The 26,226-nt window shown below is 48.4% G+C and carries 20 protein-coding genes; 9 read left to right on the forward strand and 11 right to left on the reverse strand.

Going from position 1 to position 26,226, the window contains the following annotated elements; translation table 11 throughout:
• The first annotated feature begins 524 nt into the window (after positions 1-524).
• The 7 genes from LQ567_RS13460 (at position 525) to LQ567_RS13490 (ending at position 8,041) form a co-directional block, all read left to right on the forward strand.
• Entirely contained in the window at positions 525-1,865 is a 1,341-nt protein-coding gene (locus tag LQ567_RS13460) for a phosphatidylinositol-specific phospholipase C (protein ID WP_231005035.1), read from the forward strand.
• Positions 1,866-2,116: 251 nt separating this feature from the next.
• Positions 2,117-3,412, forward strand: a complete 1,296-nt coding sequence (locus LQ567_RS13465; protein WP_231005036.1) for a phenylacetate--CoA ligase family protein — start codon at positions 2,117-2,119, stop codon at positions 3,410-3,412.
• A 324-nt stretch (positions 3,413-3,736) separates the two neighbouring features.
• On the forward strand, positions 3,737-4,267 hold the full coding sequence (locus LQ567_RS13470) for a hypothetical protein (protein WP_231005037.1): 531 nt from the start codon (positions 3,737-3,739) through the stop codon (positions 4,265-4,267).
• 303 nt (positions 4,268-4,570) lie between these two features.
• Positions 4,571-6,106 (forward strand): HAL/PAL/TAL family ammonia-lyase, encoded by a 1,536-nt coding sequence (locus LQ567_RS13475; RefSeq protein WP_231005038.1) that lies wholly within the window; start codon positions 4,571-4,573, stop codon positions 6,104-6,106.
• 76 nt (positions 6,107-6,182) lie between these two features.
• Positions 6,183-6,911, forward strand: coding sequence for a 3-oxoacyl-ACP reductase FabG (fabG, locus tag LQ567_RS13480; protein WP_231005039.1), 729 nt, complete (start codon positions 6,183-6,185; stop codon positions 6,909-6,911).
• A 63-nt stretch (positions 6,912-6,974) separates the two neighbouring features.
• Positions 6,975-7,439 (forward strand): hypothetical protein, encoded by a 465-nt coding sequence (locus tag LQ567_RS13485; RefSeq protein ID WP_231005040.1) that lies wholly within the window; start codon positions 6,975-6,977, stop codon positions 7,437-7,439.
• 122 nt (positions 7,440-7,561) lie between these two features.
• Positions 7,562-8,041, forward strand: a complete 480-nt coding sequence (locus tag LQ567_RS13490; protein WP_231005041.1) for an RDD family protein — start codon at positions 7,562-7,564, stop codon at positions 8,039-8,041.
• A 419-nt stretch (positions 8,042-8,460) separates the two neighbouring features.
• Here LQ567_RS13490 and LQ567_RS13495 read toward each other — a convergent pair whose 3' ends face one another.
• The 6 genes from LQ567_RS13495 to LQ567_RS13520 all read right to left on the reverse strand — a co-directional run bounded on the left by LQ567_RS13495 (position 8,461) and on the right by LQ567_RS13520 (position 17,901).
• Entirely contained in the window at positions 8,461-9,996 is a 1,536-nt protein-coding gene (locus tag LQ567_RS13495) for a TPM domain-containing protein (protein ID WP_231005042.1), read from the reverse strand.
• Between the two features lie 125 nt (positions 9,997-10,121).
• Positions 10,122-11,372 carry an alkaline phosphatase family protein gene (locus tag LQ567_RS13500; protein WP_231005043.1) on the reverse strand — a complete coding sequence of 417 codons (1,251 nt, stop codon included), beginning with the start codon at positions 11,370-11,372 and terminating at the stop codon, positions 10,122-10,124.
• Between the two features lie 12 nt (positions 11,373-11,384).
• Positions 11,385-12,278 (reverse strand): metallophosphoesterase family protein, encoded by an 894-nt coding sequence (locus LQ567_RS13505; RefSeq protein WP_231005044.1) that lies wholly within the window; start codon positions 12,276-12,278, stop codon positions 11,385-11,387.
• An 18-nt stretch (positions 12,279-12,296) separates the two neighbouring features.
• Positions 12,297-12,755, reverse strand: coding sequence for a hypothetical protein (locus LQ567_RS13510; protein WP_231005045.1), 459 nt, complete (start codon positions 12,753-12,755; stop codon positions 12,297-12,299).
• Positions 12,756-12,828: 73 nt separating this feature from the next.
• Positions 12,829-14,625 carry a RagB/SusD family nutrient uptake outer membrane protein gene (locus LQ567_RS13515; RefSeq protein WP_231005046.1) on the reverse strand — a complete coding sequence of 599 codons (1,797 nt, stop codon included), beginning with the start codon at positions 14,623-14,625 and terminating at the stop codon, positions 12,829-12,831.
• Positions 14,626-14,652: 27 nt separating this feature from the next.
• Entirely contained in the window at positions 14,653-17,901 is a 3,249-nt protein-coding gene (locus LQ567_RS13520; protein WP_231005047.1) for a SusC/RagA family TonB-linked outer membrane protein, read from the reverse strand.
• Between the two features lie 314 nt (positions 17,902-18,215).
• Between LQ567_RS13520 and LQ567_RS13525 the strand changes: the two genes are divergently transcribed.
• On the forward strand, positions 18,216-18,833 hold the full coding sequence (locus tag LQ567_RS13525; protein ID WP_231005048.1) for a TetR/AcrR family transcriptional regulator: 618 nt from the start codon (positions 18,216-18,218) through the stop codon (positions 18,831-18,833).
• On the opposite strand, the gene LQ567_RS13530 is transcribed toward LQ567_RS13525, so the two are convergent.
• From LQ567_RS13530 to LQ567_RS13550, 5 genes are all read right to left on the reverse strand, one after another.
• Positions 18,799-19,083 carry a CBU_0592 family membrane protein gene (locus tag LQ567_RS13530; protein ID WP_231005049.1) on the reverse strand — a complete coding sequence of 95 codons (285 nt, stop codon included), beginning with the start codon at positions 19,081-19,083 and terminating at the stop codon, positions 18,799-18,801. The two genes, LQ567_RS13525 and LQ567_RS13530, sit on opposite strands and share 35 nt — an antisense overlap.
• Positions 19,084-19,353: 270 nt before the next feature.
• Positions 19,354-19,590, reverse strand: coding sequence for a hypothetical protein (locus LQ567_RS13535; RefSeq protein ID WP_231005050.1), 237 nt, complete (start codon positions 19,588-19,590; stop codon positions 19,354-19,356).
• A 9-nt stretch (positions 19,591-19,599) separates the two neighbouring features.
• Positions 19,600-19,896 (reverse strand): hypothetical protein, encoded by a 297-nt coding sequence (locus LQ567_RS13540; protein WP_231005051.1) that lies wholly within the window; start codon positions 19,894-19,896, stop codon positions 19,600-19,602.
• A gap of 75 nt (positions 19,897-19,971) precedes the next feature.
• Positions 19,972-22,236: a hypothetical protein gene (locus tag LQ567_RS13545; protein WP_231005052.1), complete on the reverse strand. Its 2,265-nt coding sequence runs from the start codon at positions 22,234-22,236 to the stop codon at positions 19,972-19,974.
• 92 nt (positions 22,237-22,328) lie between these two features.
• On the reverse strand, positions 22,329-23,642 hold the full coding sequence (locus LQ567_RS13550; protein WP_231005053.1) for a hypothetical protein: 1,314 nt from the start codon (positions 23,640-23,642) through the stop codon (positions 22,329-22,331).
• A gap of 341 nt (positions 23,643-23,983) precedes the next feature.
• Here LQ567_RS13550 and LQ567_RS13555 point away from each other — a divergent pair, with 341 nt between their 5' ends.
• On the forward strand, positions 23,984-26,143 hold the full coding sequence (locus LQ567_RS13555) for a heavy metal translocating P-type ATPase (protein ID WP_231005054.1): 2,160 nt from the start codon (positions 23,984-23,986) through the stop codon (positions 26,141-26,143).
• Positions 26,144-26,226 lie beyond the last annotated feature (83 nt).

The following is a 26,226-nucleotide window of genomic DNA, read 5'->3' on the forward strand; positions in this document are numbered from 1 at the left end:
TCCGCCTCTAAACTTGGAGCGCCCGGGTTTTCCAGGCATCTTTACCAAACAACATGAAACCAAATCGATCGTTTAATATCACCCTTCTAATCCTCATAGTGGCCATCCTTCTTTTAGTGGCCGCGTGGATCTACTTTGATCGAAGAATCCGTGCACTTTAATTCAGACTGGTCAGGGGGTCGCAATCAAAAATCATGCTTCAGGCAGGTATTAAATACCTGCTTTTTTTATTTGCCTTATCCGGCTCGTGAGGGCATAAGCAGTATGCCGGCACGTGTCCCCCCCATCCCTTAACCCAATACATCTGTCCGTCCTTTGTCCGCCCCGGGTCCGGTTTTCGTCCTGCCTGATCTTTGGACGGCTGGTTTAAATCCGGCACCTTTAAAAAACAAGCGTATAAGGTATACAGTCCGTTCGAACATTCTTCAAAAAAGATTGGCCTGCCCGCAAACAGAACATTACAGCCTCTTTTTCGACCTGCCGCCTTACGCCTTTAAACCCGCAACCAATTAAAACCATAGCATATGCAACAGCCCTCTCATCAAAAATGGATGCATTACGTAGACGGAAACAAAAAGCTTTTCGAACTTACCATTCCCGGAACCCACGATAGTGGCACCTATCCTTCAGACCTGGAATCGGCAAAATGCCAGGGAATGACCCTGGAACAACAACTCAATGCCGGGATCCGGTTTATTGACATCCGGTTAACCTTCGGTTTCGATGACGATGGCGTGTTATGGGTTGCTCACGGGATCGACAGTTTTTTGGGACTGAGCTTTGAGACCGACATTATCGGAACCTGTAAAAAGTTTTTATCGCAAAACCCGTCAGAAACGATCCTGATGTCCATCAAAAACGAATCCCTGACAGAAAAATGGGGCGATAATGCAAAATTCTATGGTGATCTGTCTGCCATTATTAACCGGTCAAAAACAACCTTTTATTTAAAAGAATCGATGCCCACCCTGCAGGAGGTAAGAGGCAAAATCGTATTGTTTCGCCGGTTTCCCGTAGAAATAAACATGATTCCCGGCACAAAGCCCCACGATCCGCCCCGCCCTGCAACGCCGATACTTGCTAATAACGGCTTGAATATTTATAACCATTTTCCGGCGGATGAGGCTGCACCTTTTACTAATGCATCCATCAAATATTATGTTCAGGACAGGTACTTCCGGTGGTCTGGAGGTTCTAACCGTTCGGAAAAATTTACCGGCTGGGTAGAACCCGCTCTTAATAAAGCGGCGGCAGTTACAGAGCAGGATACCTGCTATATCAATTTTACGAGTGCTACGGGGAGATCCGGCGGCATCCTGCCTTTTACATCTACACCCATGGATTTAGCTGAAACTGTGGTGCCATTATTCAATAACTATTTAAGCAGCAACCCGCCCAACCGTTTTGGTATTATTCCCATGGACTTTCCGGAGTTGAAACCTTATTTAATAACCCAGCTCATCCATTGCAATTATCAAAATCCCATGGTGTTCCCAAGACTGCGGAACCGTTCCAACGGAGCCGAATATCTCAATTTCGACGGGAAACTGCATCATATCCCCAGCCCCGCTATTGCCGCAAACCTTTTTAAAAAGGATTGGGACTGGCAGTCCATTCCTAACTTCAATTTTACGCCCGTTCCTGCTCAAACAGGCGTTCCTCTGTTAAACGGAAGGCTGCTTTCCTTTTCAGGAAGACCGGAGTTGTATATATGCTATAATATAGCCGGGAGCTCCCGGCCGGTGCTACGCCATATCCTCAACCCATCCACACAAAATGCCTACGGACTTTTTGGAACGATCAACCCGGTTTCGGAAGCAACAAAAGGCAATTATGAACTGCAGCCCCCGATCAGCTGGCAGTAAGGAACAGGCAATGGGAGGCAACCGCTAAAATCCTGTAGCAGCTCGGACCGCGCAGATTTGCAAAAAAGCCGCTCGCCGCACAATACTTTTATCTGTGATATCCGTGTTATCCCCCAAACCGGGAATAATCACTGATCCCGCCGCGGTTGTTCTCCCCTCTTGCATATCCGCCAAATGGTTGTGAAGACCTTATGCCTGGAAAATGGCGGCACCCATCCGCAGGAAACCATTTAAATCCTACTTTTGACCCAATGAACGAATTACCATCCCTATCCTTTCAACCGGCAGAGCAAATAAAAGCCTACCAGGAAAAAAAGCTGGCGAACCTGGTGCAGTACCTAAACCTGCACTCACCATTTTATAAACGCCTGTTCCAGGAACACCAGATCGATCCGGATAGCATCCGGCATATTGAGGACCTGGTTCGCATACCACCAACAGAAAAGGAACACCTGCAGCGTTACAATAAAGAATTCATCTCGGTGCCCCAGCACCAGATCGTAGAATATATGGCCACTTCGGGTACGGTAGGGAGCCCGGTAACAATAGCACTAACAGAGAATGACCTGCAACGCCTGGCCTATAACGAATACAGTTCCTTTGCCTGTGCCGATGGCAGCGCTTCTGACATTTACCAGCTGATGCTGACCCTCGACCGGCAGTTCATGGCAGGCATTGCCTATTACCTGGGCATCCGCAAGCTGGGAGCCGGACAGGTGCGTGTGGGGCCCGGTGTACCTTCCCTGCAATGGGAAGTGATTGAGCGGCTGAAACCCAATGCCATCGTAGCCGTGCCCTCTTTTATTGTAAAACTGATCCAGTATGCAAAGGAAAACGGCATTGATCTGAACCGCTCTTCTGTAAAAAAGGCCATTTGCATCGGCGAAAACCTGCGGAAAGAAGACCTGAGCCTCAACATCCTCGGCAGCCGGATCACCGAAAACTGGAACATACAACTCTACTCTACCTACGCTTCCACCGAAATGCAAACCGCCTTTACAGAGTGTACCGCGGGTAAAGGCGGGCATCAGAACCCGGAGCTGGTAATCCTGGAGCTCATCGACGATAACGGAATTCCCGTTGCGCCCGGAGAAATCGGCGAGGTAACTATTACCACACTGGGGGTAGAAGGCATGCCGCTGTTGCGGTATAAAACCGGCGACCTCTGCCGCGCCTTTTATGCCCCCTGCGCCTGCGGCCGGCATACCACCCGGCTTTCGCCCGTTATCGGCCGCAAAAAACAAATGATCAAATTCAAAGGCACAACGCTGTTTGCCCCCGCACTGTTTGAGATCATTCATAAGATAGACGCCATCAAGGAATATGTAGCGGAGGTTTACAGCAATGAGATCGGCACCGATGAAGTGCTCCTGTATATCCTGCCGGCCAATACCTCCGAAGAAACGGATGGCAAGATCAAAACCTACCTGCAGGCCCGTTTGCGCGTAATGCCGCATATAAAATATCTTACAAGAGAAGAAATGCAGCAATTACAGTTTCCCGAAGGCGCCCGCAAGCCCGTAAAGTTTATTGACAAAAGAGTGTAACCCCACTCCTTTTTGAGATCGCTTTCAGAAAAATCCCAATGGGCTGTCATAGCCCAAAAGCACGCTATGCTCAGGGGCAACCCCATCGCAGCTTTCAAACCAATGCGACAACTTTAACGCCCGCCCTTTCCTTCCCGCTTTAACTGTAGGATTAATTCCCCCTTTCCTGAAAAAAAATCGGCAACCTCCTGCCGGCATTGAATATCGCCGGCACTATACACGTGGTAAAGACCTTTGGCAAACGGTTCTTAATCTCAAAAACCCCGGGTTATCCATCAGAACGGGAACAGGCATCGTATTTGTTCCGGTATTAAAAAAAACATTATGGATACCAACAAAAACGAACAGGATCTGCGGGACACAGAAAAAGATCAGGAAAAACTGCAGCCGGACGAAGGCACACTGGACCTGCCCGAAGTAAAAGATATTCCCGGCCAGGAAAATATTCATCCGCCCAACCTGCGTGAAATGGCGGATACCACCATCGCCTCCGATGATGAAGAGGGGGTGGGTATTTTTGACACCGACAACGAACGTCCTGAACGGGGCAATGTGCCCGGGGAAGAACCATCCGAAGCGCCCGCATCGGAAGCATCCAATGCCAACCTACAGGAGGATGAAATGCCGGAAGAAGCCATTGAGGCGCTTGAACAAACCGGATCTGAGGACGACCGGAACCTGCGCCGAGCCCGCCCCGACAATAAAGACGATGAAGGCGATCCGTTAAACGAAACCGCAGAAAACTCCGGAGAAGACCTGGATGTTCCCGGCGAAGAACTGGATGACGAAGACGAAGAGAATGGCGAAGAAGACGAAGAAAATAACGCTTACAGCCTGAGCAACGACAATGAATAACAGGCACAGCCAAGCACCAGATCGGTATCTTTTTTATCATGGGGACGGCCAGCGGCATACAAACCGCCATTGGCCATCCCCTTCCTTTTTTGCGTTCCGCAGCCGCTCCGCCGGCCATATGCCCTCATTTATAGCAATGCCGGTGAAAGAAATGCCGGTTTTTGCAGGCTGTAGCCGGCAATGAAAACACCGGAAATTTCCTTTTGCCTGTAACCACTGAAGCCCCATCCCCTAATAAATTTTTTGATACCAGTGATATATTTCGTTTTTTTGCGCCTTGTTTAATAAATTACGAATACAACAATGATCACAGTAGGGGGAAAACGGCTATCATTACAAGATTTTAATGCAATTTTAATTGATGGCCAACCTATTACGCTTGACGAAGCTGCTTTGGAGCAGGTAAACACCAGTTTTGACTTTCTGAAACAATTTTCCAGTCATAAGTTGATCTATGGCATCAATACGGGTTTTGGGCCCATGGCGCAGTATAAGATCAGCGACGAAAATATTTTAGAACTGCAATACAACCTCATCCGCAGCCACAGCAGCGGCGGTGGTAATGTGCTACCTCCCTTGCAGGGAAAGGCAGTGATGCTCGCCCGTCTTAACAACTTAATGCAGGGTTATTCCGGTGTAGATCCAAGGCTGGCGGTCCTGCTGGCAGCCATGATCAATCATAACCTGGTGCCCTGTATTTATGAGCATGGCGGGGTGGGTGCCAGCGGCGACCTGGTACAACTGGCGCACCTGGCATTGGGTATTATCGGTGAAGGAGAAGTATGGTACGAGGGCACTATTCAGCCGGCTGCTGATGCTTTTAAAAAAGCCGGACTGGAACCCTTAAAAGTGCAGATCCGCGAAGGGCTGGCACTGATCAACGGTACCTCTGCCATGACGGGCGTGGGCCTGCTGAACCTGTTGCAGGCACAACAGCTCCTGAACTGGTCCATCATGCTTTCGGCCATCACCAACGAGATCATGGAAGTTTATGACGACCATTACTCTCATGAACTGAATATTGTAAAACACCATACCGGCCAGCAGCATATTGCCCGCCAGATGCGCGCCATCCTGGAAGACAGCAAACTCATTCGCAGCCGGTCTGAACATTTATACAATCCCGAGAACATCCAGCACGATGTATTTGAAGATAAAGTGCAGGAATATTATTCCCTGCGCTGTATCACGCAGGTGCTGGGACCGGTTTACGACACGCTTGCACACACAGAAGAAACGGTAGTGAATGAGCTCAATTCCGTAAACGACAACCCGGTTGTAGACGTAGCCAATCACAATATTTTTCATGGCGGCAATTTCCATGGCGATTACGTGTCTTTCGAAATGGATAAAATGAAGATCGCCATTACCAAACTAACCATGCTGAGCGAACGGCAGTTGAATTACCTGCTGAACGCACGGCTGAATCAAAAGTTTCCGCCCTTTGTGAACCATGGCGTGCTGGGATTGAATTTTGGCATGCAGGGCATCCAGTTCACGGCTACATCAACAACGGCCGAGAATCAAACGCTTTCCTTCCCCATGTATGTGCACAGCATCCCCAACAACAACGACAACCAGGATATTGTAAGCATGGGCTTTAATGCTGCGCAGATCGCCAAAAAGGTGATCGAAAACGCCTACGAGGTACTGGCGATACAGGCCATGACCCTGCTGCAGGCGATCGACTACCTGGACCGGCACAACCAGATGGCGGCCAAAACCACGGCCGTTTATGCTGCCCTGCGCGAGCAGTTTCCAAAGTTCAGCAAGGATTATCCGCTCTATAAAGACCTGGCAAAAGTGCGCGAGTTTATGAAAGCACATCAGCCATTTTAAATTTATAGTTTTGAGTTTATGGTCTATCGTTTGTTCAAACCATAAACTATAAACAACAAACAAGAAACTAAAAATTATGAACTGGGCATTAGTAACCGGGGGATCCCGTGGCATTGGGAGAGCGATTTGCATACAGCTGGCCAAACAGGGCTTCAACATCCTCATCAATTATAAAGGCAACAAGGAAAAGGCCGAAGAGACCCTTGCAGCCGTACAAGAAGCCGGCGTTAATGGTGCCTTGCTCGCCTTTGACGTGGCGGACCGTGAAGCGGTACAACAGATCCTGGGCGGCTGGATGGAAGCCAACACCGATAAGACCATTGAGGTATTAGTAAACAATGCCGGTATTAAGGATGATGTACTGTTGATGTGGATGAAGGATGAACAATGGGATGGCGTATTAAATACCAGTCTGGGAGGTTTTTTTAATGTAACCCGGCTGGTGGTAAACAATATGCTGCGGCAGCGCTATGGCCGCATCATCAACGTGGTTTCCTTATCCGGATTAAAAGGTTTGGCCGGTCAAACAAATTATTCGGCGGCCAAAGGCGGTGTCATTGCTGCTACCAAGGCCCTGGCCCAGGAAGTAGGTAAGCGGAACATTACGGTAAATGCAGTGGCTCCGGGCTTTATTAAAACAGACATGACCGAAGATATCGACGAAGGGCAAATGAAGCAAATCATCCCTGCCAACCGCTTCGGTACACCGGAGGAAGTGGCACATGCCGTAGGCTTTTTTGCAACAAAAGAAGCGGCCTATATCACCGGACAGGTACTTTCCATTAACGGGGGATTGTATACCTGATTTCAGGGATCCGTCTGCAAAACTCCCCTATCTTTGCAGTGAACTACTGCAAATAATACTTATATGAAACGCGCGCTTTTAAAACTAACCGCCTGGGCACTGATCCTTATAACAGGCCTCACAGCTGTAAGCTGCAGGAAAGAAACCGTTTATATCAAAGACAGGGTGGTCGTACTGCCCCCGGCCCATACCGTTGATGGGATCTGGATGGGGAGCTATACGGTTGACGTTTTACCCCAGTTGGGTCAGCAATATTACAGTCTGATCCTGAAACCGGACGGCACCGCCATTAATGAAACCAAATGGACCGGGCAAACACATATCAACTCCGGAACCTGGCAGATGAAGGGAGATACACTTATTTGTAATACGATTTGCATTTACGGGTACGAGGCCAATATCGGGGTAAAAGAAGTGCATACCGCCATTTTCAATAAAAGGAACGGCACATTAACGAAGGGCGAATGGCGAAATCCAGCTCCCGGAACGGGCAGGGGTGATGTGGTGTTGACGAAAAAGCAGGATTAACAAGATCATTGCCTTTTGCACACAGATGGCTGTGCATGTGCTGTAAACAATACCGCCAATGCCATTTATTTTTTGATACGAACCGATTGCATCCCTATTTATTCATCATAAACGATAGCCTTATGCATCAAGATCCAACTTCATCCGGAGAATTTTCGCTATTCGAAAATAACCTGCTGTACACGCGTGCCTCTTCCGGCAAACGCCTGCTGAATTTAATCGTAGACACCATCGTTTTCTATATGCTTATTTTTCTTCTGGCATTTTTTATGGTGTCTGTTTCCCCGGAAATGGCTCCTTATTTTTTATCCGACGACACCGGATTCTCTTTGATCGGTAACCTGATCTATCTGGCATTATATGCGCTGTATATGGGCGCCCTGGAATCGGGGTTAAAAGGAAAATCCCTCGGGAAATACCTTACCAGAACCCGTGCCGTCAATATCGATGGCACCCCCATTACCGCCCGTACCGCATTCCTGCGCGGACTGGCAAGGGCGGTACCCTTTTGTGCCTTTAGTGCCCTGGGCAGTCCCTGTGATCCCTGGCAGGATCGGTGGACAAAGACCATGGTGGTTGACGAACAGCAAAGCGGATCTTAAAAAATCTTTTTGCAGTCCTGCCTGGCAGGAACATGTATTTCCTCAAAACGGCGTTCCCGAACCTTAAGCAGGACCGTTCCGTTTGAGTATTCGGCGTGGCAGGCTCCCTGTGATCTATGGAGGAACCAGTGGTTCTAAAACCCGGGTAACCGATCAGAAAAAAAATGCAGTAGTTCCCGGTGTTACCAAACCGGCATAACACCGGAAGCACCAGCGTATGCCGCCGGTCTTTTTACCTGGAACAAACTCTTTATAGATCACTTCGTGGTTCCGGCTCCCTCCACCGGCGTATTTTTCGTTTCATGAGCCGGCCTCAACGATTGGTAATCAGGTTTACAAACGCCGGTGTGTTGCTTAAAAAATGTTGTGATAAAAAATTTGTGATAAAAAATTTTATCACAAAAACCATATCACAAATCCTACCAGCTGCTGCCGGCACCACCACCACCCGAGCTGCCTCCGCCCCAGCTGCTACCGGAGCTGGAAGAACTGCTGCTGCCCGAACTGCCGGAGCTGCCGGAACTGGACTGGGACTTTCGCGGAATGGTATACTCCTTACGTTCCTGGTAATGGCAAAATTTGCAGGTATACACTTTCAGCCCCACACCGCTGCTGGAATACGTAGCTGCCTCAATGGTTCTGTCAGACTCCAGGTAATATGCCATGGTATTGCACCTTGGGCAATGGCTGTATTTACTGCTCAGCAGTACGCCATGCAATTTAAATGCCTTCCCGCCGTTTTCGGCCCATACATCATAATCTACCGACTTCAGCTGCTCTTCCATCTTTTGGGCATCGGTCAGGTAGTTATCATCCTGCTTTTCTTCCTGCAGGCGCATCTCGCTACCCGTATCACTGATCACCATGCCCTCCTTTAACCGGGTCAGGTACTGTCCTACCCGCTCCCGGTAATAGAGCAACGGAAAAGGCAGTACTTTATTGGCGATGGACTGTTTCCAGCGCTGGTCCAGTTGCCGGGCATAGAAATACATCATATCATCCTCCGCACCCTGCTGCTCCTTACGGCGAAGCTGTGCCAACAGCCGGAATACCGTAACGCTGGTAGCCACCAATGCAAATACATAAAAGAACGCCACGCCCGTAAATATATTCACCGGCACACCGGCTATTCCAAAAATAATCACCGGCAACAATACATAACAACCCAGGAACCGTAGTAATAAGAACCACCAGGGTCTTGCGGCATCAAAAAACTGACCCCGGTCCTTTTTTTCAAACAGGGTCTTCAGCCCTGCCAAAAAAAAGATCACGTAAAGCAGCAATACCCAAAAGCCACCCCAGCCCACATGTTTTTGATACAGGTTGATGATGCCGCCGGAACCGGGAGTATTGCCATATGAGGGAGCCTGTGCCGGTACATCCAGCGGAATGGCCGCATCAGGCACCGCTTCCCCATAAGCCCCGGCTATAACGGTTCCGGAGAGCAGCTGCACCACCTGCTGCACACCGTTTAATACCGCAGCATCATAGTTGCCCTGCTTTGCGTAGGGCACCATATAATCTTCCTGTATCTGTTTGGAAACAAGATCCGTCAGCTTTCCTTCCAGTCCATATCCCACTTCAAATTCCATGCGGCGCTGATCCATCACTAATAGCATCAGCACACCGTTGTTCTTATCTTTCCGGCCCACACCCCAATACCGCAACAGTTCCATCGCAAAATCCCGCGGCACTTTTTTACCGATGGACTGCAGCACTACAACGGCCACCTGGTCGGTGGTGGAATCCTCAAGCCGTTTCAAATGACCGTTGATTTCCGCTACTGTACTGCTGCTTAATATGCCGTCGGGATTGCTTACATAGTTGAAACTGGGCGTACTTTTTGGATCCGGAACTTCCTTAACGGTCCACTTCCGCTGCGCCGTAACGGGCAGGCAGATCAGTAACCATAGTAAAAAAAACAAGGAAGAAAGCGATCGAGCTAGGTGTGTCATGAAGAATCCTGGGTTAAATAACAACAAAATAACAAAAAGATCAGGGAACCAGATGTATTATTATTACACCTGGTTCCCTGAAAAAGCCGGATTTCATTTATAGGGTTCCGGTCTGCTTATTGCCCTTATTTTTTTTCATCCAGCACCACCCACCGGTTCAGCGTATTGTTTGCCGATTCCAGCACCACTTTATAAAAAGCGGCAGGTTGGTCCTTTACATCAATGGTAACATGTTTTTGCCGGAGCGGAATTTCACCGGCCAGTTTATACGCGTCGGTTCCGCCCGTTTTTGTTTGATTGGTAGTGCTGATCCAAACCTTTACTGTGCCCTGCTCCGCGGCATCAACCGGCGTCCAGGTAATATCGAGTTTATGCTGAAAATAGTTCACCTGCATATCCGCCAGCGAAACCTTCCCGATCATTGCCACGCCGTCCAGCTCCCGTTCTACAGCCAGCGGTACTTTAATATTCATATACCGTGCTATTGTTGGAAAAATATCCACCACACCCGGAACAGCCTCATCCGCATACGTATTTAGTGCCGGGTTATTGGTGATCATCCAGGTGCTGCGCTGCCGGGGTGTTTGGCCGCCATGTCCTTTACCATTGGCCTCCGAGCGCCCGTGGTCGGTTGTAATAACGATCATCCAGTCTTCCTTGAACCGGTTCTGCCGGTAACGGATGGCCTCCCATACACGGCCCATTTGCCGGTCCAGCATTTCCACAGCTTCATAAAATTTCGGGCTATCGCCATATCCATGCCCCATATCATCGGTGTACTCAAGATAGATCCAGGAAAGGTCGGGTGCCTGCTGCCGGATGCTTTGCGTAGCTTTATCCACCACCTGTTCATCAATCAAATGCATCCGGTGTACCGGTCCGTTTTTGGGAAACTTCAGGGTATCGTGCTCAAAGCCGTCTGCCGAAATATCTACATGGATCTGCCCGGTTTCCGGAAGACCGTCTCCTACCAGTTTTGTACGGTTATCGAGCCAGCTGGAAAAAACCGCGATCTTCTTTTGCGGATACTGGTCTTTCAATAACCGGAAAATGGTGGGATAATGGTAGTTGGGTGCCGCAATATCATTGTCCCAAACATTATGCTTGTTGGCCCAGGTACCGGTAAGCAAACTATTATAGCCTACCGCAGAAATCGTAGGCGTTTCCGAATAGGTGCCCTTACCACCTCCCACATAAGCCCGCGTATACCGGCCGGCCCGTGCAATAGCGTCCATATGCGGCGTAGCCACCGATTCAATTACATCTGCAGGGATGCCATCAGCAATTACAAATACCACTTTTTTTTGCTGTTGCGCAAACAAGGTCACCGAACCGGCCAGCAGTCCTATTATAACCAGCATTCCTTTTCGTATCATATGATTCCTTTTTTAAAAACCGTGTGCAATATATTCACTTTCAAAACCACCGTTCTTATATAATTTTAAAATAGCATAGCCCGGCGGTGTTTCCAGGTAGTAGCCAGGGCCGGCAGAATCCTTATCCCCCTGGCCCCACCAGAACCCACTCATAGCGCCATTACAGCAATACCAAACGCCGTTATAGGATGTTTTATCATAAAGATGATTATGCCCGCTCAGGGAGGCTCTTATCTTGTCTTTATGCTTATAAAAGAGCCCCTTTAATTTTTTGTGATCGCTGTGATTGCCTCCTACCAGTATGGGCGTTGCTCCAAAAGTAGGGTAATGCGACATCACCAGCGTGGGCGTATTTGCGGGTGTTGCCGCCAGGTCATCTTCCAGCCATTTAAACTGCTCATCATCCAGTGATATATTGTGGTTATTGCCGTCCAGCACAATAAAATGCCAGCCATCCCTGGTAAAGCTGTAGTAGCGATGCGGTATCTTTAATCGTTTTACCACATAATCTTTACCATACATGGCATCTTTTTTATCCGGAGCGGCCCACCACATATCATGATTTCCCAGGCAGCTGTAAAGATCGTAGTCCTTTATTTCCTGTATGCAATCGTCCCACAGCTGCCATTGCTCGGTTACACTTTCTCTCTTTACATTGTCGTAAGAGGCGTCGTGAATGGCGTCGCCCGTATTCAGGAAAAAATCAACACCCGTTTTTTTGATCCTTTTCAGGCACGCTTTAAACCGCTGGGGCGCATTGTCGCCGGGGCGGATGTGTACGTCTGTAATATGCGCCAGCGTAAGCAGGGGTTTCTCTTTACGCGATCCACCGGCCGCTTCTAACCCGCCGGCAAATACGCCTCCGGTAAGCAACGATGCACCTGAAATAAATGTTTTCCTGTTCATCCGAACATTATTGATTCATTAAAGGTTGATTACAAAATTTTCAAACGGTGTCCACGAACCGCTGTTGTCGTAAGACACTCTCAGCAGCCGCGTGGAGCTACATCCTGGTTCCGATTTGAAAAATATGCCAAAAATATGCGCGGCACTTGTAACGGGTACATAGGTAACCGGTGCGCCGGAATTTACTGTATAAAACGGACACCCATCCACGCTTTCCACCTTGAAATAGTTACCGGATATACTGCCATACTTAAAATACACAGAGTTTTGATACGGTGCCGGAGGGGCGGGAGCAGGGTTGATCGTAATACTGGTAAACTTCCAGGGGCTTGTTATAGTGCCATACATGGGTATACCGGTATAAGCAGCCGTTACCTTTTCTACGGAATGATTGTTTTGAGGACCAGCCGGCGGCATAAAGGAAACCATGGCCAGGAACAGCGGAAGTACGATCAGCGGGAAGCATTTCTTTTTCATAAAAAACATTTTTTAGGATATTTAAAATTTGAATTAGGAAATCGATTTTGGGCTGCGGCAATATCATTCATCATTACTGCCATCCAAAAGGCTGCACCAGTTTGGAGTTCTGACTGATTTCCAAAGCCGGGATGGGTAAATAATAATACTTGGGTTCAATAAATGTTCGTGGTGTAACACCGGTAACAATGGGTCCGCCGCTTTCGCCGTTTTTAAGATAAACGGTAACGCCGCTTTCCTTATACCCACCGGCTTTATAATAGATCAGTTTGATCCCCAGTGCATTTTTTACTTTGGCATCCTCTGCAGGAACGGATGCAGATTTACTAATCAGGATGATATCCGGTATATTGTCGCCAGTGAGATCATATTGTCCCAACCCAGGGAAATACAGCCCCTCTGCATACCGGGCAAACTCTTTGCCTGCGTGCCAGCGCAGCAGGTCATCATACCGCTGGCCCTCCAGTGCAAATTCCACCCGTTTCTCGCGGCGAATCTCCAGCAGCGTTCCTTTATTGCTCCCCGTAACATCCGGGTATTTTGCAGCCAGTACCGGGTCTGGATTTGCATTAGCCGCTGCAAGAGTCAGTACCGGCGCTGCGGCCCCGTTCCACGCACGTTTCCGTAATAATCCGACCGTTTTATCCAGGTCATCTTGAGTAACCGTACCCAGCTCTGCCACCGCTTCTGCATAGGTCAAAAGCACTTCTGCATACCGAATTGCGGGTACATCCACACTTCCAATGATAATATTGTCGGTACTATTGATAAATCCCTTCAGCTGGTGATAGCCGGTAAAGCTTACACTCAGATCCTGTATATAGGGTCGGGTATCCGGAAGTTTTATAAATCCCGGCGACATAAATGTTGTGTAGATCCGCGGGTCTCGATCCTTAAATTCATCTACAAACTGCAATTGCTGGTAGTTGGCATTGTCTGTAAACCGGGCACCGTCTTTCATCAGGTAGGTTTGCACCAGGTCACGCGAGGGAGACTGCTCATAGTTGCCGCCTATACCGATGTTATTACCCCCCGAAACCCCTTTATTAGCATCGTAGGCCGTATTCAGGATCACTTCCTTATTGCCGCTCAGATCCTGGCTGTTGAATAAATCTCCATAAACCGGAGTAAGTATAAATTTTCCGGATGCCATCACATCGCCAGCCTGTACTTTGGCAATTTCCAGGAATTTGCCAGCGGTGGCCTGCAGGTTCAGTTCCGGATGGTATCTCCGGTAGGTGCCTTCAAAAAGTGCCATGCGTGCATACATGGCTTTTACAGCCCAAAGCCCCGGTGTACCAGCCGGTACCTTCTCCCGCACATTTGCTACGGCAAAATCCATATCGGCCAGAATACTGTCCACGATCAGCGTTCTGGGATCACTCGCCTTATAAAGAAATGCAGAATCGGTCGGGTTAATCGTTTGCCCATACCAGGGCACGCTGGAATAGTTTTTAACCTTAGCCAGGTAAAACTTAGCCCGGTAATAACGGGCAAGGCCGGCATAATGATTTTTAATTTCATCCGCCACTTTTGCCTTTGAGTAGTTCTGTAAAAAATAATTGATCGAACGGAGTCTACCCCAGCTCCAGTTGGCCGGAGCATTTTGCGAGCTGATGTTACCGGACAGGATATTTTTCATGGTAACATTGCCCGTTGTGGCATAATCATCTGTTGCCTGTTCCGAGCCGCTGGCGTAGATCCCGGTTCCCGGCTGGTCTAGCAGTCCGTTTATATAAAGCGCAAGATCATTTTCCGAATTAAAGAAAAGCTGCGGAGAGATCTCTGTATGGGGATAGCGGTCCAGGAATCCTTTTTTACAGGAAACGGATAAAACACTGATGCATATTATGTAGAAATATTTTTTCATGTCTCTTTTATTTATACAGGATGAAGATTAGAAAGTAAGATTCAGCCCTACGGAATATTTACGCTGGTAAGGATACGCCCATCCGTAACCATCGATGATGGATTCGGGATCGACATATTTTTTAATTTTGGAAAATTCGAAAATATTTTCCCCTGTGAAGAAGATACGGAGGCGGCTGATGTTGACCCGCTCTGTGAGTTGCCTGGGCAGAGTATATCCCGCAGTAATATTTTTTATCCGCAGGTAAGCAGCGCTCAACAGGTATTGACTTTGGGGAATATCCAGTCCGGCTGCGTTGCCGTTGCCATCCCTGTAGTTGTTGTCTGCCAGCCAGGATTGCAGTACGGGATAATAGGCGTTGATGTTTGCATTGGCCAAACCGGCATTGATATACGCCTGTGGGTAGGTGGCTTTTTCAGCATCCGTAGCCGCTGTGGGACGGTAGAAATCCAGGTTCCAGGGGTAGATGTTGGCATAGGGTTGCTGATACAGACCCCAGAACAAATAATGGTGTGGATAATAATCCATTTTAGCAACGCCTTGCAAAAACACGGAAAGGTCAATATTGTTCCATCCCAGATCCAGGTTAAAAGAATAGCGATAGCGAGGCTGCGTATTGCCAATTATGCGCAGGTCTTTGGGATCTTTATCGCTTAGCCCCAGCTGAATCTTCTTATTTCCATCCATGTCTTTATAACGCGGCCATCCAGGCACAATATCCAGTTCCCCCCAGGGAATAATGGCCGATTGATCCAGAGCAGCAATCTCTTCCTTGGAAGCAAAAAGTCCATCATTTTGCAGCCCCCACAATTCGCCTACGGTTTGCCCCTGCCGGTACGCTGCGCCAAACAAACCAAGGGGGTTATCGTATTTAGTAATTTTGCTTTTACTGTCCCACACCTGCACTTTCGCATTCAGCGAAAAAGGTTTATTTGCCACATCAAAGGAAGTATTGTATCCCAGAGTAAATTCCCATCCCCGGGTTTCCATATCTGCGGCATTCTGTTTCGGCGCAGCAGTTCCAAGAACTGCAGGCAAAACTCTTGCGGGGGCAAGCATACCGCCTGTCTGCCTGATATAATAGTCAAATGCAAGATTAAGCCGGTCGTTCAAAAAGCCCATATCTGTACCCACATTTGTGGTCGATACCTGCTCCCACGTATAATTGGTCGGATCTACCGTTAAACCGGGTGAACCGGTAATCGGCGGGCGCACTCCATCCACCAGGTACCCCGAAGTACCTTTGGGAAGATTTTGTATATACCCGTAATACTCTCCTACTGACTGGTTCCCTTGTTTTGCATAGGACCCTCTGATCTTAAATGTAGAGAATACCGACCCCATTGCTTCCCAGAATTTTTCCCGGTTTACGACCCAGGCACCGGAAATACCTGGTGTAAATGCCCACCGGTTCGTTGGTGGAAAACGGGATGATCCATCTCTTCTGGCAATAAGGTCGATAATATAACGATTACCAAATGTGTAATTCAATCTGCCGAAGTAGCTTCTTACGGCATAGTCGTAATAGGGAGATCCAAAGCCCGTTTGTTGAATCGAGGGTTCCGTTCCCACTGTAAGATGGATAAAGGGCAGGCCTGGTGAAATCAGTTGATTACGGCTTACACTCAGCGGATCCCACTGGTAATACTCCTGGTTATAGCCCGCTGTAAGTTTGAACTCATGCTCTCCTACCGTTTTATTGTAATTTCCAAAAAGATCATAGATATCCTGTTTCACGGTTCCGTTCACATTGGAGATAACACCAGGGGTATTGATGGTCCGCACATCATTAGGCCCGTAACCCACATTAAAAGGAAGACTTGAATAATCGCTTTTCCACAGCTCACGCTTGTGACTCATTGTACCCGTAAAAATCAGGTCCCCCTTTAAAAAGGTAGCCACGCCGCGCAGGATATTAGTGAACCCAAAACGCGTTTCCATATTCCGTCCGCCATCCACCAACCCGCCTGCAAGTATACCTGCACTGTTGTTACCCCAGGTTCCGTCCGGGTTCTTAGGCACATTCACCGGCTGTGTATAATAAACATCGGTTACGTTATAGGTGGGCATGTCCTTGATGAGCTGGTAGGTTGTCAGGTTATCTTCCACCTTCAGCCAGGATACAGGATTGATACCGAGATTCGCCCGGAGGCCGTACCGGTTCCAGTCATTCTTCGTAATCTTTATCAGACCGTTTTCCTTGGTATAGTCCGCAGATAACAAATAGGTAATCGGCGCTTTCCCGGCAGATGATCCGCTGAAAGAAAGTGTGTGATAAGTAGAGAAATTACTATTGCTAAAAAAGTAATCATTAAAGTTATAATCCCCCATATAAGCCCATTCTGCGGGTTTATCCGGGTTGGGCATTACTTCCGGTGCCGAGGAAGGATCCTCTGAGCGCTGTTTGGCCCAGGTCTGCTCCCAGGGTAAAAACGTTCCATAGTTGGGTGTATTCCAGGGCGAATTGTCAATTGCCAACTTGCGGAGCTTTTTATAGATAAAAGGATCGGTGATCGGATCCGGCATCACGGTTCTTTTAGACAGAGCAAAGTAATTATTGTAAGATATAACCTGTTTTCCTCCTACCTTACCTTTTTTTGTGGTGATCATCAATACTCCGAACGCTGCACGGGCACCGTAAATAGCAGCAGAACCTCCGTCCCGGAGCGTAGTGATCGATTCTACATCTGAGGGATTTAACCGCAGCAGGTCATCATTCTGCGAAGCCACACCATCAATCAAGATCAGAGGAGACCCCCCGTTGATGGATCCCATGCCCCGGATGTTGATGTTGGGAACAGCCCCCGGCGCACCGCCGGCATAAGAAATATTCAGTCCGGCGCTCAACCCCTGCAGGCCCTGCAGGATATTGGCCACCGGGCGTTCGGCGATCTTTTTTCCAGCGATCTGATCCACGGCACCCGAAACATTGATCCGTCTTTGTGTACCATACCCCACCACTACTACCTCATCCATACCCTGATCATTCTTTTTCAAAACGACATCCAGTGTCTCGGAAGCAGTTACGACAACTTCTTTTGTCTCATATCCTACAGACGACACCGTAAGCACATCCCTTTCTTTTGCGGGTAGCACAAACATGCCCGAAGTATCTGCCAACGCTGTAATTGTTGTTCCCTTCACTAAAAGCGTGGCATTGACTACCGGAGCACCGCTTTCATCCCTTACAAATCCGGTTATTTTTTTTGTTTGAGCGATGGCCGATGCGGCGGGAAATAAAAAAAGCAGTAGTACTAGATAAATAGATCTGGTCATTGCAATTTATTTTATGATTGGCAAAAATATTTAGTTAAACGCCTTGGTATTATTATGTTAATGTTACGTTTTTTATCAAAAATTAAACCGGCAAATAAAAGAGGTCATTGTCCTCAAACCCAAGCCCATCGCTAATACAAATATATATAAGGATTTTTCCTAAAAAAATATTTTGAATGAACATTTAATTAATTTATTTTCCAGAAAGTAACATGCAACCGGTTGCGCAGCTCCCCGATTTTGATATTTTTTTTACCATCTTTGAAGAACAATCGATTTTTTGCTTACCTTAATAAAAAATCAAAAAAGTAGGTATGGGGAGAAAAAGCCTGAAAGAGACTCGGCAAAAACAGATCATTAAAGCCTTCTATAAGTTGGCTAAAAAGGAAGGTTTGGAGAATGCCTCCATCGCAAAAACAGCCGACCTTCTGGCCATCAACCCCAGTTTGGTCATCCACTATTTTAAAACCAAGGAACACCTGGTATATGGTCTTGTAGAATATATACTGGACCGGTACCTGCTGATCTTTGATGTGCCGGAGAATGTGCAGCACAATCCCAAAAAAAAGCTATTGGCGGTTATCGATAATATTTTCTCCCACAAATGGAATACCCTTTTTGATGATAGTGTTTCCTATAGCTGCTACTCACTTGCCTTTCGCGATAAGGTGATTAAAGAAAAATACAAAATCCTGCTGGATAGCCTCCGCAAGAACCTGGAGCACCTGATCATCGAATGCAATGAAAAAGGATACCTGAAAGTTGATGACACCGCGGCTGTGGCCGACCTGGTATTCATTTTGGTAGACGGTGCTTATTATTACCTGAGCCTGGTCAGCAACAAACGGGAATACAACAAAAAGCTGGGCACATATAAGAAACGAGCGCTTGGGTTACTCAACTTTTCTGTTCCGGCTTCTTCCGCAGGATAAATATTACAGCTGTTACCGCAATAATACCCCAGGCAAGATTTACCACCAGGTTGGGATAATCCTCCAGGTTAACTGCATGGATGATGAGTCCCAATGCCCCAACCATATTTAATAAATGATAGAGCGGGCGCCCGGCCTTTAACCGGTTCAAGCTTAAAAACAAATAGGCCACAAGATAGGCAATACTGCCAACCCAACCCATCACCGATGACATCTTATCACCTGATAAAAAAAGAAAAAAATGCAGCATGATTTTTATTGAGCTGATTTCATAATTTTAACGGGCACCCACAACAGGGGATTCCGCCCATTCTCATTCTGGTTATAAAATTAACAGAAACATTTTTTGTCGTTACGATTTATATGTGAAGATTTTGAGAACAGCAGCCGGTAACGGTCCGTACCCTGTTCCTGTTTGCCCCTGTTACCCGGCCGGTTTCTTAGCCCCAGGTTAGCATGCATAAAAAAAAGCGCCGCATGGGCGCTTACTACTGCCGGAGTCCTCTCCGGGCCGTTACCGCTATTTTCGCTTTAAAGAAGGTACCAAAAGCATTTTCGCCGCATCCCGGTAATCGACCAGCAATACAGCCCCCCGCTCCGGAAACCGGTACATTCTTCCCGTAATAAATCCTTTTACGGTTAAGGCAGACCGGCCGGTGTATTCAAACCACACATCGCTCCACATACCGGTCCCCGGCGTTGCCGCCACACTGCTGCTGAGTATCAGCTGACTTCTTTTATCACCACAATTACACATATGTTGATTTTAATCTTCTTTATAAAAGGGAACATCCGGTTTACCGGTTGCCCGTTCCAGCAAACAGGCGGCGCCGGAAAGGGCCAGCCAGTACAACAACCGTTCCCACCAGCCGGCGCCCAGCCAGCAACCAAAGGGCAACGCGATCCAGATGCTTGCACAATAGAAACAATCCATCAGCTTTCCCCAGAAGCTGCTGCCGGCTTTTTTCCGAAGGAGAAACACAACATCAAACGGCCCGTCTTCACTGGTCGTCAGATGCGTGATTCTCCAAACGGCTAAAACAGAAAGCAGGAAGTAACACATGTATTTTTAAAATTTCCGGCGTTTTATTAACAGATGCATATCATACGGCAACGAACCAGCCTTTCACGCGTGTCATCAGGGCTCCAGGGCAAAAGCGGCCACCCGGTACGGCGCATCTTTTCCGCTTTGACGATACGTGCCATCCGTGGCCATCGCGATCACTGAAAGCGTTTCTGCAAAAGCAGCTTTACCACTGCCGCCGGCATAACAGGTGTCCAGCAACTGAACGGGCGTAAAATGTTTGCGGTAGATACCGGCTGCCAGCGTGTATCCCGAGGCGTCGTCAATCACCATTCCCAGGGCCCCGGCATTGGCCACTCCACCACAGGTTCCTTTTGATACGCCAAAACTAAATACGGCAAAATCATTCGGATGGGTAGCCAGGAATGAAAGTTCCAGATCTGCTTCCGCTCCTTCGGGTTTATACTTTACAAAACCACAGCAATCCGATGCCGCCGGTGCGCCGTTTACATTTACCGTAAACACCGCGGAATTGCAGACGCTGTTATCTACACGCACCAACACCTTAAAGGCATCTGCGGATGTTGCCGTAACCCCCGCCAGTAACTCATCGGGCGCATTCACGCTGGTATCCGCGTCATCAAACTTCGGCACTTTAAATGTTGTTTTGGGAACATTGGTCAACAGTGTACCAGACTGGTTAAACAATTCCAGCTTAAACTCATACAATCCATCACCACCGGGTGCAGCTCCGTTCTTCAGCTGCACAGAATCGATACCAATCGTATGAGTATTGTGCGTACGCTCATACCATTGAGGATCCGTTTGCGGAGCATTAAACGGCGCCTGGCTGGGCCGCTCCGGCGGAATGATATACAGGTTATTCTCCCCGCCTACCGTGAAAGGTCCCAGTTTTACATTGTCATGCCCGATCTGCTGATCGCCGTTGCCATCGATAAAAATAAAATCATAGCTCTTATACTCCGGCGTGTCGATCTGTTCTGTTGTGCCGCTTACAGGATTCAGATCCGCAGCGTTCACTTTCCGGTAACTCCACCGGTAATAATAGATATCATTGCGGGGCAGCCCCTGTCCAAAGCCCATATAGAAATGAAACGTACCACCAAAGGGCCGTTTAAAATCCCCCACCGATGTACTGAAAAAACCATCCCCGATAGCGGCCGCATCAGTAAGTCCGATACGGTTGTATGATACCGACTGCCCTGCAGGAGCCTGCAGATAGCTTTGCTGATTGATATGGGTGACGCTGGTACCGCCGATGCTCCGGATCATTACCAGGTCCCCGGGCAGCGGACAATTACAACAACAATCCACCGGAACACGGGGGTCGGTTATATGAATAGACAATTCGGTTCCGCAATGGTAATCCCAATAGGTATTACAGGGTTTAGGCGGGTTGTATACCGTTGTCCATACACCATTCACCAGGTACTCTACCCAGATGTACAGATCCGGCTGGTCGCCAAAACAGCGGTAGGAAATGCTGGTATCAAAGCGCCCGCTGGCATCCGTATAGACCACTTTCCGCTCTGTGCAACGATAGAGCCAGGGCCACCACCAGGGCCGCAAACAAAACCAGGGATGCAGGAGCGCATAGTTGTTCACTATCGTATTCCGGATCTGGTCCAGGTTCCCGGATAAAAGCTGCTGTCGCAGATCTGCACCGATATCCGGTAGCTTCTCCGCCGCCTGCAATTGTAATTGCTCCGGTGACTGGGTGTTAAAAATAGCTGCATCCGCCACCGCTGCATTCCGGGCGGTTTGCAAAAACGGCGGCGGATCCGGAACAGGAACAGGGTTCCGGATCACTTCGGCAGGATTGAGAAACAGCTCGGGGATCTTTGCGATAACCGGATCCGGGATCCGGCGAATCCAATAAATGATCGGATCGATTTCACAGATATGTACCCGGGCCCGGCATACCGGGCGGTCTTCCCAGCTATTGCCATAATGCACCCATTTAGAAACCTTGCCGCTAACCCTGCACTGGCAAACCGGCCAGAAACGGCTTACAGCAGCAGGAACGGGTAAGATGGAAACCTGCCCGCCGTCTGCAGTACTGCTGAGTACGGCTTCGTAGGGTTGCAGTTTTTCAAGAGCAGCAATGGTTTTTATTTTCTGTACTTCTTTATCCGTACCGGGAGCCAGGAACACCCGTAGCTCATCTGCACGAATCCCGTTCTTGTCGGCGCGGAGCGCTGCCGCTTTTGAAAGATCAAATTCGAGCACATTGTTCCGTACCGGTTGTACCTGCAGGAGTAACCCGTTGCAGTAAAAAAGAAATCCAAAGACAGACAGGGCTTTATCCGGCGGCTGTTCATAGCTCACCGCAAGCGATAGTTTTCGTATTGCTTCCATAAAATATATTTAAAGATTGAGAATTGAGAATCCAGATTCCAGATTTGAGAATTGAGATTTGAGATTTGAGATTTAGAATTCGGTGCTTGGGCTTACGCGCTCTTATCATCCGCTACCGGGCAGCAGCGATACTCCTGCGATTTCTCCAGCAACTCGATCTGTTTCCGCAACAGATCATTTTCCAGTTGCAGCCGTTCTTTTAGCAATGGCTCACAAACATCGCATTCGTCCAGGCAGCCTTTTACAATGATGCCCGGTGTGGGCAGCGAAAATTCCGCTTCAAACTCAATCATCCGTTTGATTCCATCGCTTACTTTCCCCGTTTTGTCGATCAGGCTTTTTGCCGCCAGCTGCTCATCTACTTCTTTTAGCGCTTTCGTTCTTGTAGCATCGTCAATGGCACTTCCCAGGTCGGCCTTAATGCCGGCAGCAACGGCTGTAGCCTTGGGCCCATCAAAGAGGGCACTGAGGCTGGTGTTTACAGATAATGTATTGACGCGGCCGGCTACTGCTGTTTCTGCAACCCGGTTCAGGGCCACGGTAGCCGGTATATCCTGCGGCACAAAGGCAACAGGAAGCTTTGCGGCACCGGGTTTCAGCACGCCTCCTACCGGCGCATTTTCATCCAGCACCCGCCTTTCGATGGCCACCAGCTCAAACCGGATCTTTTGTTTTTTGTTGAGCCGGTAAAACATATAGGTGACCGCATGACATTGATTCCGGTTACTGAACTCCCTTGAGGACGCTTCAAAATGATCCTGGGATTCTCCTTCAATATGCGTACGGCTGCTGACCTCTCCCATAGATATCGCATGTGTTTTTTTTGAAGCCTCCGCAGCCTGTGAAGCGGCACTTTCCATATGCGAACGTTGCTGATTCAGATAGTCGAAGGTGGAATGGCTGTTATGACTGCCCCGGGCATTGGTGCTGGCGCTGGCGCTTAAACTGAATGGATTTACGCTTCCGCTGGCATCGCCGTGAAAATCCCATTTACCTTCTGAAGAACTGTCTGCTTCACCAGACTGTGCAGCCGACGCATCCGCCATATATTTTTGTACGGCCGACATATAATACTGCTCTTCCGAGATCTGCTCACTCCGGTAGCTGAGTTTGGTTTCACTATCATAACTAAAGGTACTTCTCCGGTCGGTCGTTGCCAGGCGTACTTTTTCTCCCGGAAGCAACGTAGTGCTATACACCGGGTCGCCCAGTACCAGGCCCATTGTGCATCGCGAAAATTTAAACCGGAGGATCACTTCCACAACTACATTTCTTCTTCCGGCCACCAGCGTGGCTGTGGGGTAGGTTAATACCCGGCTGAAATTGATCACATCGCAATGATCGTCGGGGATCAGTTCGGGGCAGCAGGGTATAGCCGGCTCTTTCTCCGAAATATGTTTTGACATTTCTCTGAGTTTTAAAGGTTAAATAAATGAAGGGCTACAGTTTAAAGAGAGGCAGCGGAAGAGCACTGAGCGGTCCGGCCGGGTACAACGATCATGATGCCGTTCTGATCACATTATTTATAACATCTTTCCTTAAAGGCAGCTTTGATACAAAACTACTGTGTGATACGTCCGAAGTCAATCGCCAAATAAAGGGAGGCCGCATCCGGCGGGCATTACCAGCCGTTGCCACACTGTTTTTGAAACCGGGTTACAATAAAAGAAGACCATTCTGCAACAAGGTTTTAATAAAAGTCCGGATTTGAACCAGTCTCCTTTTTTTGTTGTAGTAATTTTGCATTATGGAAACAGCAGAAAAGATCAAATGGAAAGTGGAGGGTATGGATTGCCCAACCTGCGCGCTGACCATTAACAAATACCTGGAGAAAGAGGGCATGGAAAATGTAAAGGTGAACTTTGCAACAGGCGATGTCAGTTTTGAACTAAAGGGACAAAAGAACGAATCGATATTGTCCAAAGGATTAACCGGCCTGGGCTATACCGTACTGGACCATCATGAAGCAGAGGCACGCGCGCATCAGCATGCGCATGATCACGACCATGGGAAAGCGGGTGGCTGGTTAAAGACCAATATGCAGCGCTTCTGGTTTTGTTTACCGTTTACCCTGGTGCTGATGTTGCATATGATACCGGCGCTTCAGCACTCCTGGCTCATGCAGCCGTGGATCCAGTTTGCCATTACCCTCCCGGTACTCGGTGTGGGCATGTCTTACTTTGGCGTCAGCGCCATTAAAAGCATCCGCAACCGTATGCCCAATATGAATGTACTGGTTACGATCGGAGCGCTGGCCGCATTCATCTACAGCCTGTACGGAACACTGACCGGTCAGCACGATTATATTTTTTATGAAACCGCCGCCACGGTGATCACCCTTGTGTTCCTGGGTAATTATATGGAGGAGCATACCGTTTCCTCTACCCAGGCCCAATTAAAAAAGCTGGCGCAAACACAGGTAGTGATGGCCAATATGATCGCCTACGACCAGGAGCATAATGAAAATATTTTCCCGGTGGAAAGCAATGCCCTGAGAACGGGCGACCTGATCCTTATCAAAAGCGGCGAACAGATACCTGCAGATTGTAAAATACTATGGGGTGATGCGCAGGTAAACGAAGCCATTCTTACCGGGGAAAGCATTCCCGTAAAAAAGCAATCGAAGGACATCCTGATCGGCGGCAGCATGATGGCAGATGGTACGGTAAAAGCGCAGGTAACAGCCGTAGGAAAAGATACCGTTATGGCCGGCATCATTAACCTGGTGAACGAGGCCCAGGGAGAAAAGCCGCCTGTGCAGCAAATGGCGGATAAGATCAGTGCTGTTTTTGTTCCGGTGGTCATCGGCATCGCTTTTCTTACGTTTATCATCAACTGGTTCATCCTGCAGGATTTTACCCCTGCATTGATGCGGGCTATCGCCGTTCTGGTAATTGCCTGTCCCTGCGCCATGGGATTAGCTACGCCGGCTGCCATTGCTGTTGGACTGGGACGTGGCGCGCGTAATGGGGTCTTGTTCCGCAATGCTACCAGCCTTGAGAATTTTAAAGATATCCGTCAGGTGGTATTTGACAAAACCGGTACCCTTACCACCGGAAATTTTGACATTTCGGGTTTTCAGATCCTGGATAAAAATATTTCTGAAGAAGCTTTTAAAAACATCGTATACTCGCTGGAAAAATACTCCAACCACCCCATTGCAAAAAGCATCTCCAATGTTTGGAAAACAAAGAACGAGATCCGCTGGAAGCAAATAAGAGAAGAAAAAGGCAGGGGCATGTTTGCTATCGATAAGGAAGGCGTTGAATACGGTGCCGGCTCTTTTGAGATCAGCGGTGGACAAACAGATGCCGATCATCACAATATATACATCACCCTAAACCAGCAGCTGATCGGCACCATCGATCTGAAAGATGAACTGCGGCCGGAAGCAAAAACCGTTATCAATTACTTCCACGGTAAAAACATTAAAACCATTTTGCTGAGCGGTGACCGCCTTTCGAAGGCTCAGCAAATTGCCGCCGAACTGGGCATTGATGAAGTGATTGCCGAAAAAACACCGGAAGAAAAATTGCAGATCATCGGTGAAAAAAATGCACAGGTACCCACCGCCATGGTGGGCGATGGCATCAACGATGCACCGGCACTAGCGAAAGCCACTATTGGTATCAGCATGAGCGATGCCTCGCAGATCGCCATGCAAACAGCGCAGGTGGTACTCACCAATCACGGGCTGAAACACCTGCCCCTGGCAATGGGATTGGGCAAGCATACGTATAAAACCATAAAAGAAAATCTCTTTTGGGCGTTCTCCTACAATATCATTGCCCTGCCCGTAGCGGCCATCGGGTTGCTGACGCCGATGTTCGGTGCGTTGATCATGGCGTTCAGCGATGTGGTACTGGCGCTGAACAGCGGAAGACTGATGGTAAAAAAAGTGGTGTAAAATTCCGGGTAAAGAAACACCGGCGGTGCTGCGGGAGGTATCTCCGGCATTTAACAACCCGGCTTGCCCGGCTGCGGCTGGGC

This window comes from Niabella pedocola (assembly GCF_021044425.1).
GTDB lineage: Bacteria > Bacteroidota > Bacteroidia > Chitinophagales > Chitinophagaceae > Niabella > Niabella pedocola.

What these genes read in the sequence shown, in the direction of transcription:
- LQ567_RS13555 (WP_231005054.1), top strand. Translation starts at nt 23,984, where the DNA reads ATGGAAACAGCAGAAAAGATCAAATGGAAAGTGGAGGGTATGGATTGC.
- LQ567_RS13510 (WP_231005045.1), bottom strand. Translation starts at nt 12,755, where the DNA reads ATGAAAAAGAAATGCTTCCCGCTGATCGTACTTCCGCTGTTCCTGGCC.
- LQ567_RS13495 (WP_231005042.1), bottom strand. Translation starts at nt 9,996, where the DNA reads ATGACACACCTAGCTCGATCGCTTTCTTCCTTGTTTTTTTTACTATGG.
- LQ567_RS13515 (WP_231005046.1), bottom strand. Translation starts at nt 14,625, where the DNA reads ATGAAAAAATATTTCTACATAATATGCATCAGTGTTTTATCCGTTTCC.
- LQ567_RS13505 (WP_231005044.1), bottom strand. Translation starts at nt 12,278, where the DNA reads ATGAACAGGAAAACATTTATTTCAGGTGCATCGTTGCTTACCGGAGGC.
- LQ567_RS13500 (WP_231005043.1), bottom strand. Translation starts at nt 11,372, where the DNA reads ATGATACGAAAAGGAATGCTGGTTATAATAGGACTGCTGGCCGGTTCG.
- LQ567_RS13490 (WP_231005041.1), top strand. Translation starts at nt 7,562, where the DNA reads ATGCATCAAGATCCAACTTCATCCGGAGAATTTTCGCTATTCGAAAAT.
- LQ567_RS13470 (WP_231005037.1), top strand. Translation starts at nt 3,737, where the DNA reads ATGGATACCAACAAAAACGAACAGGATCTGCGGGACACAGAAAAAGAT.
- fabG (WP_231005039.1), top strand. Translation starts at nt 6,183, where the DNA reads ATGAACTGGGCATTAGTAACCGGGGGATCCCGTGGCATTGGGAGAGCG.
- LQ567_RS13545 (WP_231005052.1), bottom strand. Translation starts at nt 22,236, where the DNA reads ATGGAAGCAATACGAAAACTATCGCTTGCGGTGAGCTATGAACAGCCG.
- LQ567_RS13535 (WP_231005050.1), bottom strand. Translation starts at nt 19,590, where the DNA reads ATGTGTAATTGTGGTGATAAAAGAAGTCAGCTGATACTCAGCAGCAGT.
- LQ567_RS13520 (WP_231005047.1), bottom strand. Translation starts at nt 17,901, where the DNA reads ATGACCAGATCTATTTATCTAGTACTACTGCTTTTTTTATTTCCCGCC.
- LQ567_RS13550 (WP_231005053.1), bottom strand. Translation starts at nt 23,642, where the DNA reads ATGTCAAAACATATTTCGGAGAAAGAGCCGGCTATACCCTGCTGCCCC.
- LQ567_RS13460 (WP_231005035.1), top strand. Translation starts at nt 525, where the DNA reads ATGCAACAGCCCTCTCATCAAAAATGGATGCATTACGTAGACGGAAAC.
- LQ567_RS13525 (WP_231005048.1), top strand. Translation starts at nt 18,216, where the DNA reads ATGGGGAGAAAAAGCCTGAAAGAGACTCGGCAAAAACAGATCATTAAA.
- LQ567_RS13475 (WP_231005038.1), top strand. Translation starts at nt 4,571, where the DNA reads ATGATCACAGTAGGGGGAAAACGGCTATCATTACAAGATTTTAATGCA.
- LQ567_RS13540 (WP_231005051.1), bottom strand. Translation starts at nt 19,896, where the DNA reads ATGTGTTACTTCCTGCTTTCTGTTTTAGCCGTTTGGAGAATCACGCAT.
- LQ567_RS13485 (WP_231005040.1), top strand. Translation starts at nt 6,975, where the DNA reads ATGAAACGCGCGCTTTTAAAACTAACCGCCTGGGCACTGATCCTTATA.
- LQ567_RS13465 (WP_231005036.1), top strand. Translation starts at nt 2,117, where the DNA reads ATGAACGAATTACCATCCCTATCCTTTCAACCGGCAGAGCAAATAAAA.
- LQ567_RS13530 (WP_231005049.1), bottom strand. Translation starts at nt 19,083, where the DNA reads ATGCTGCATTTTTTTCTTTTTTTATCAGGTGATAAGATGTCATCGGTG.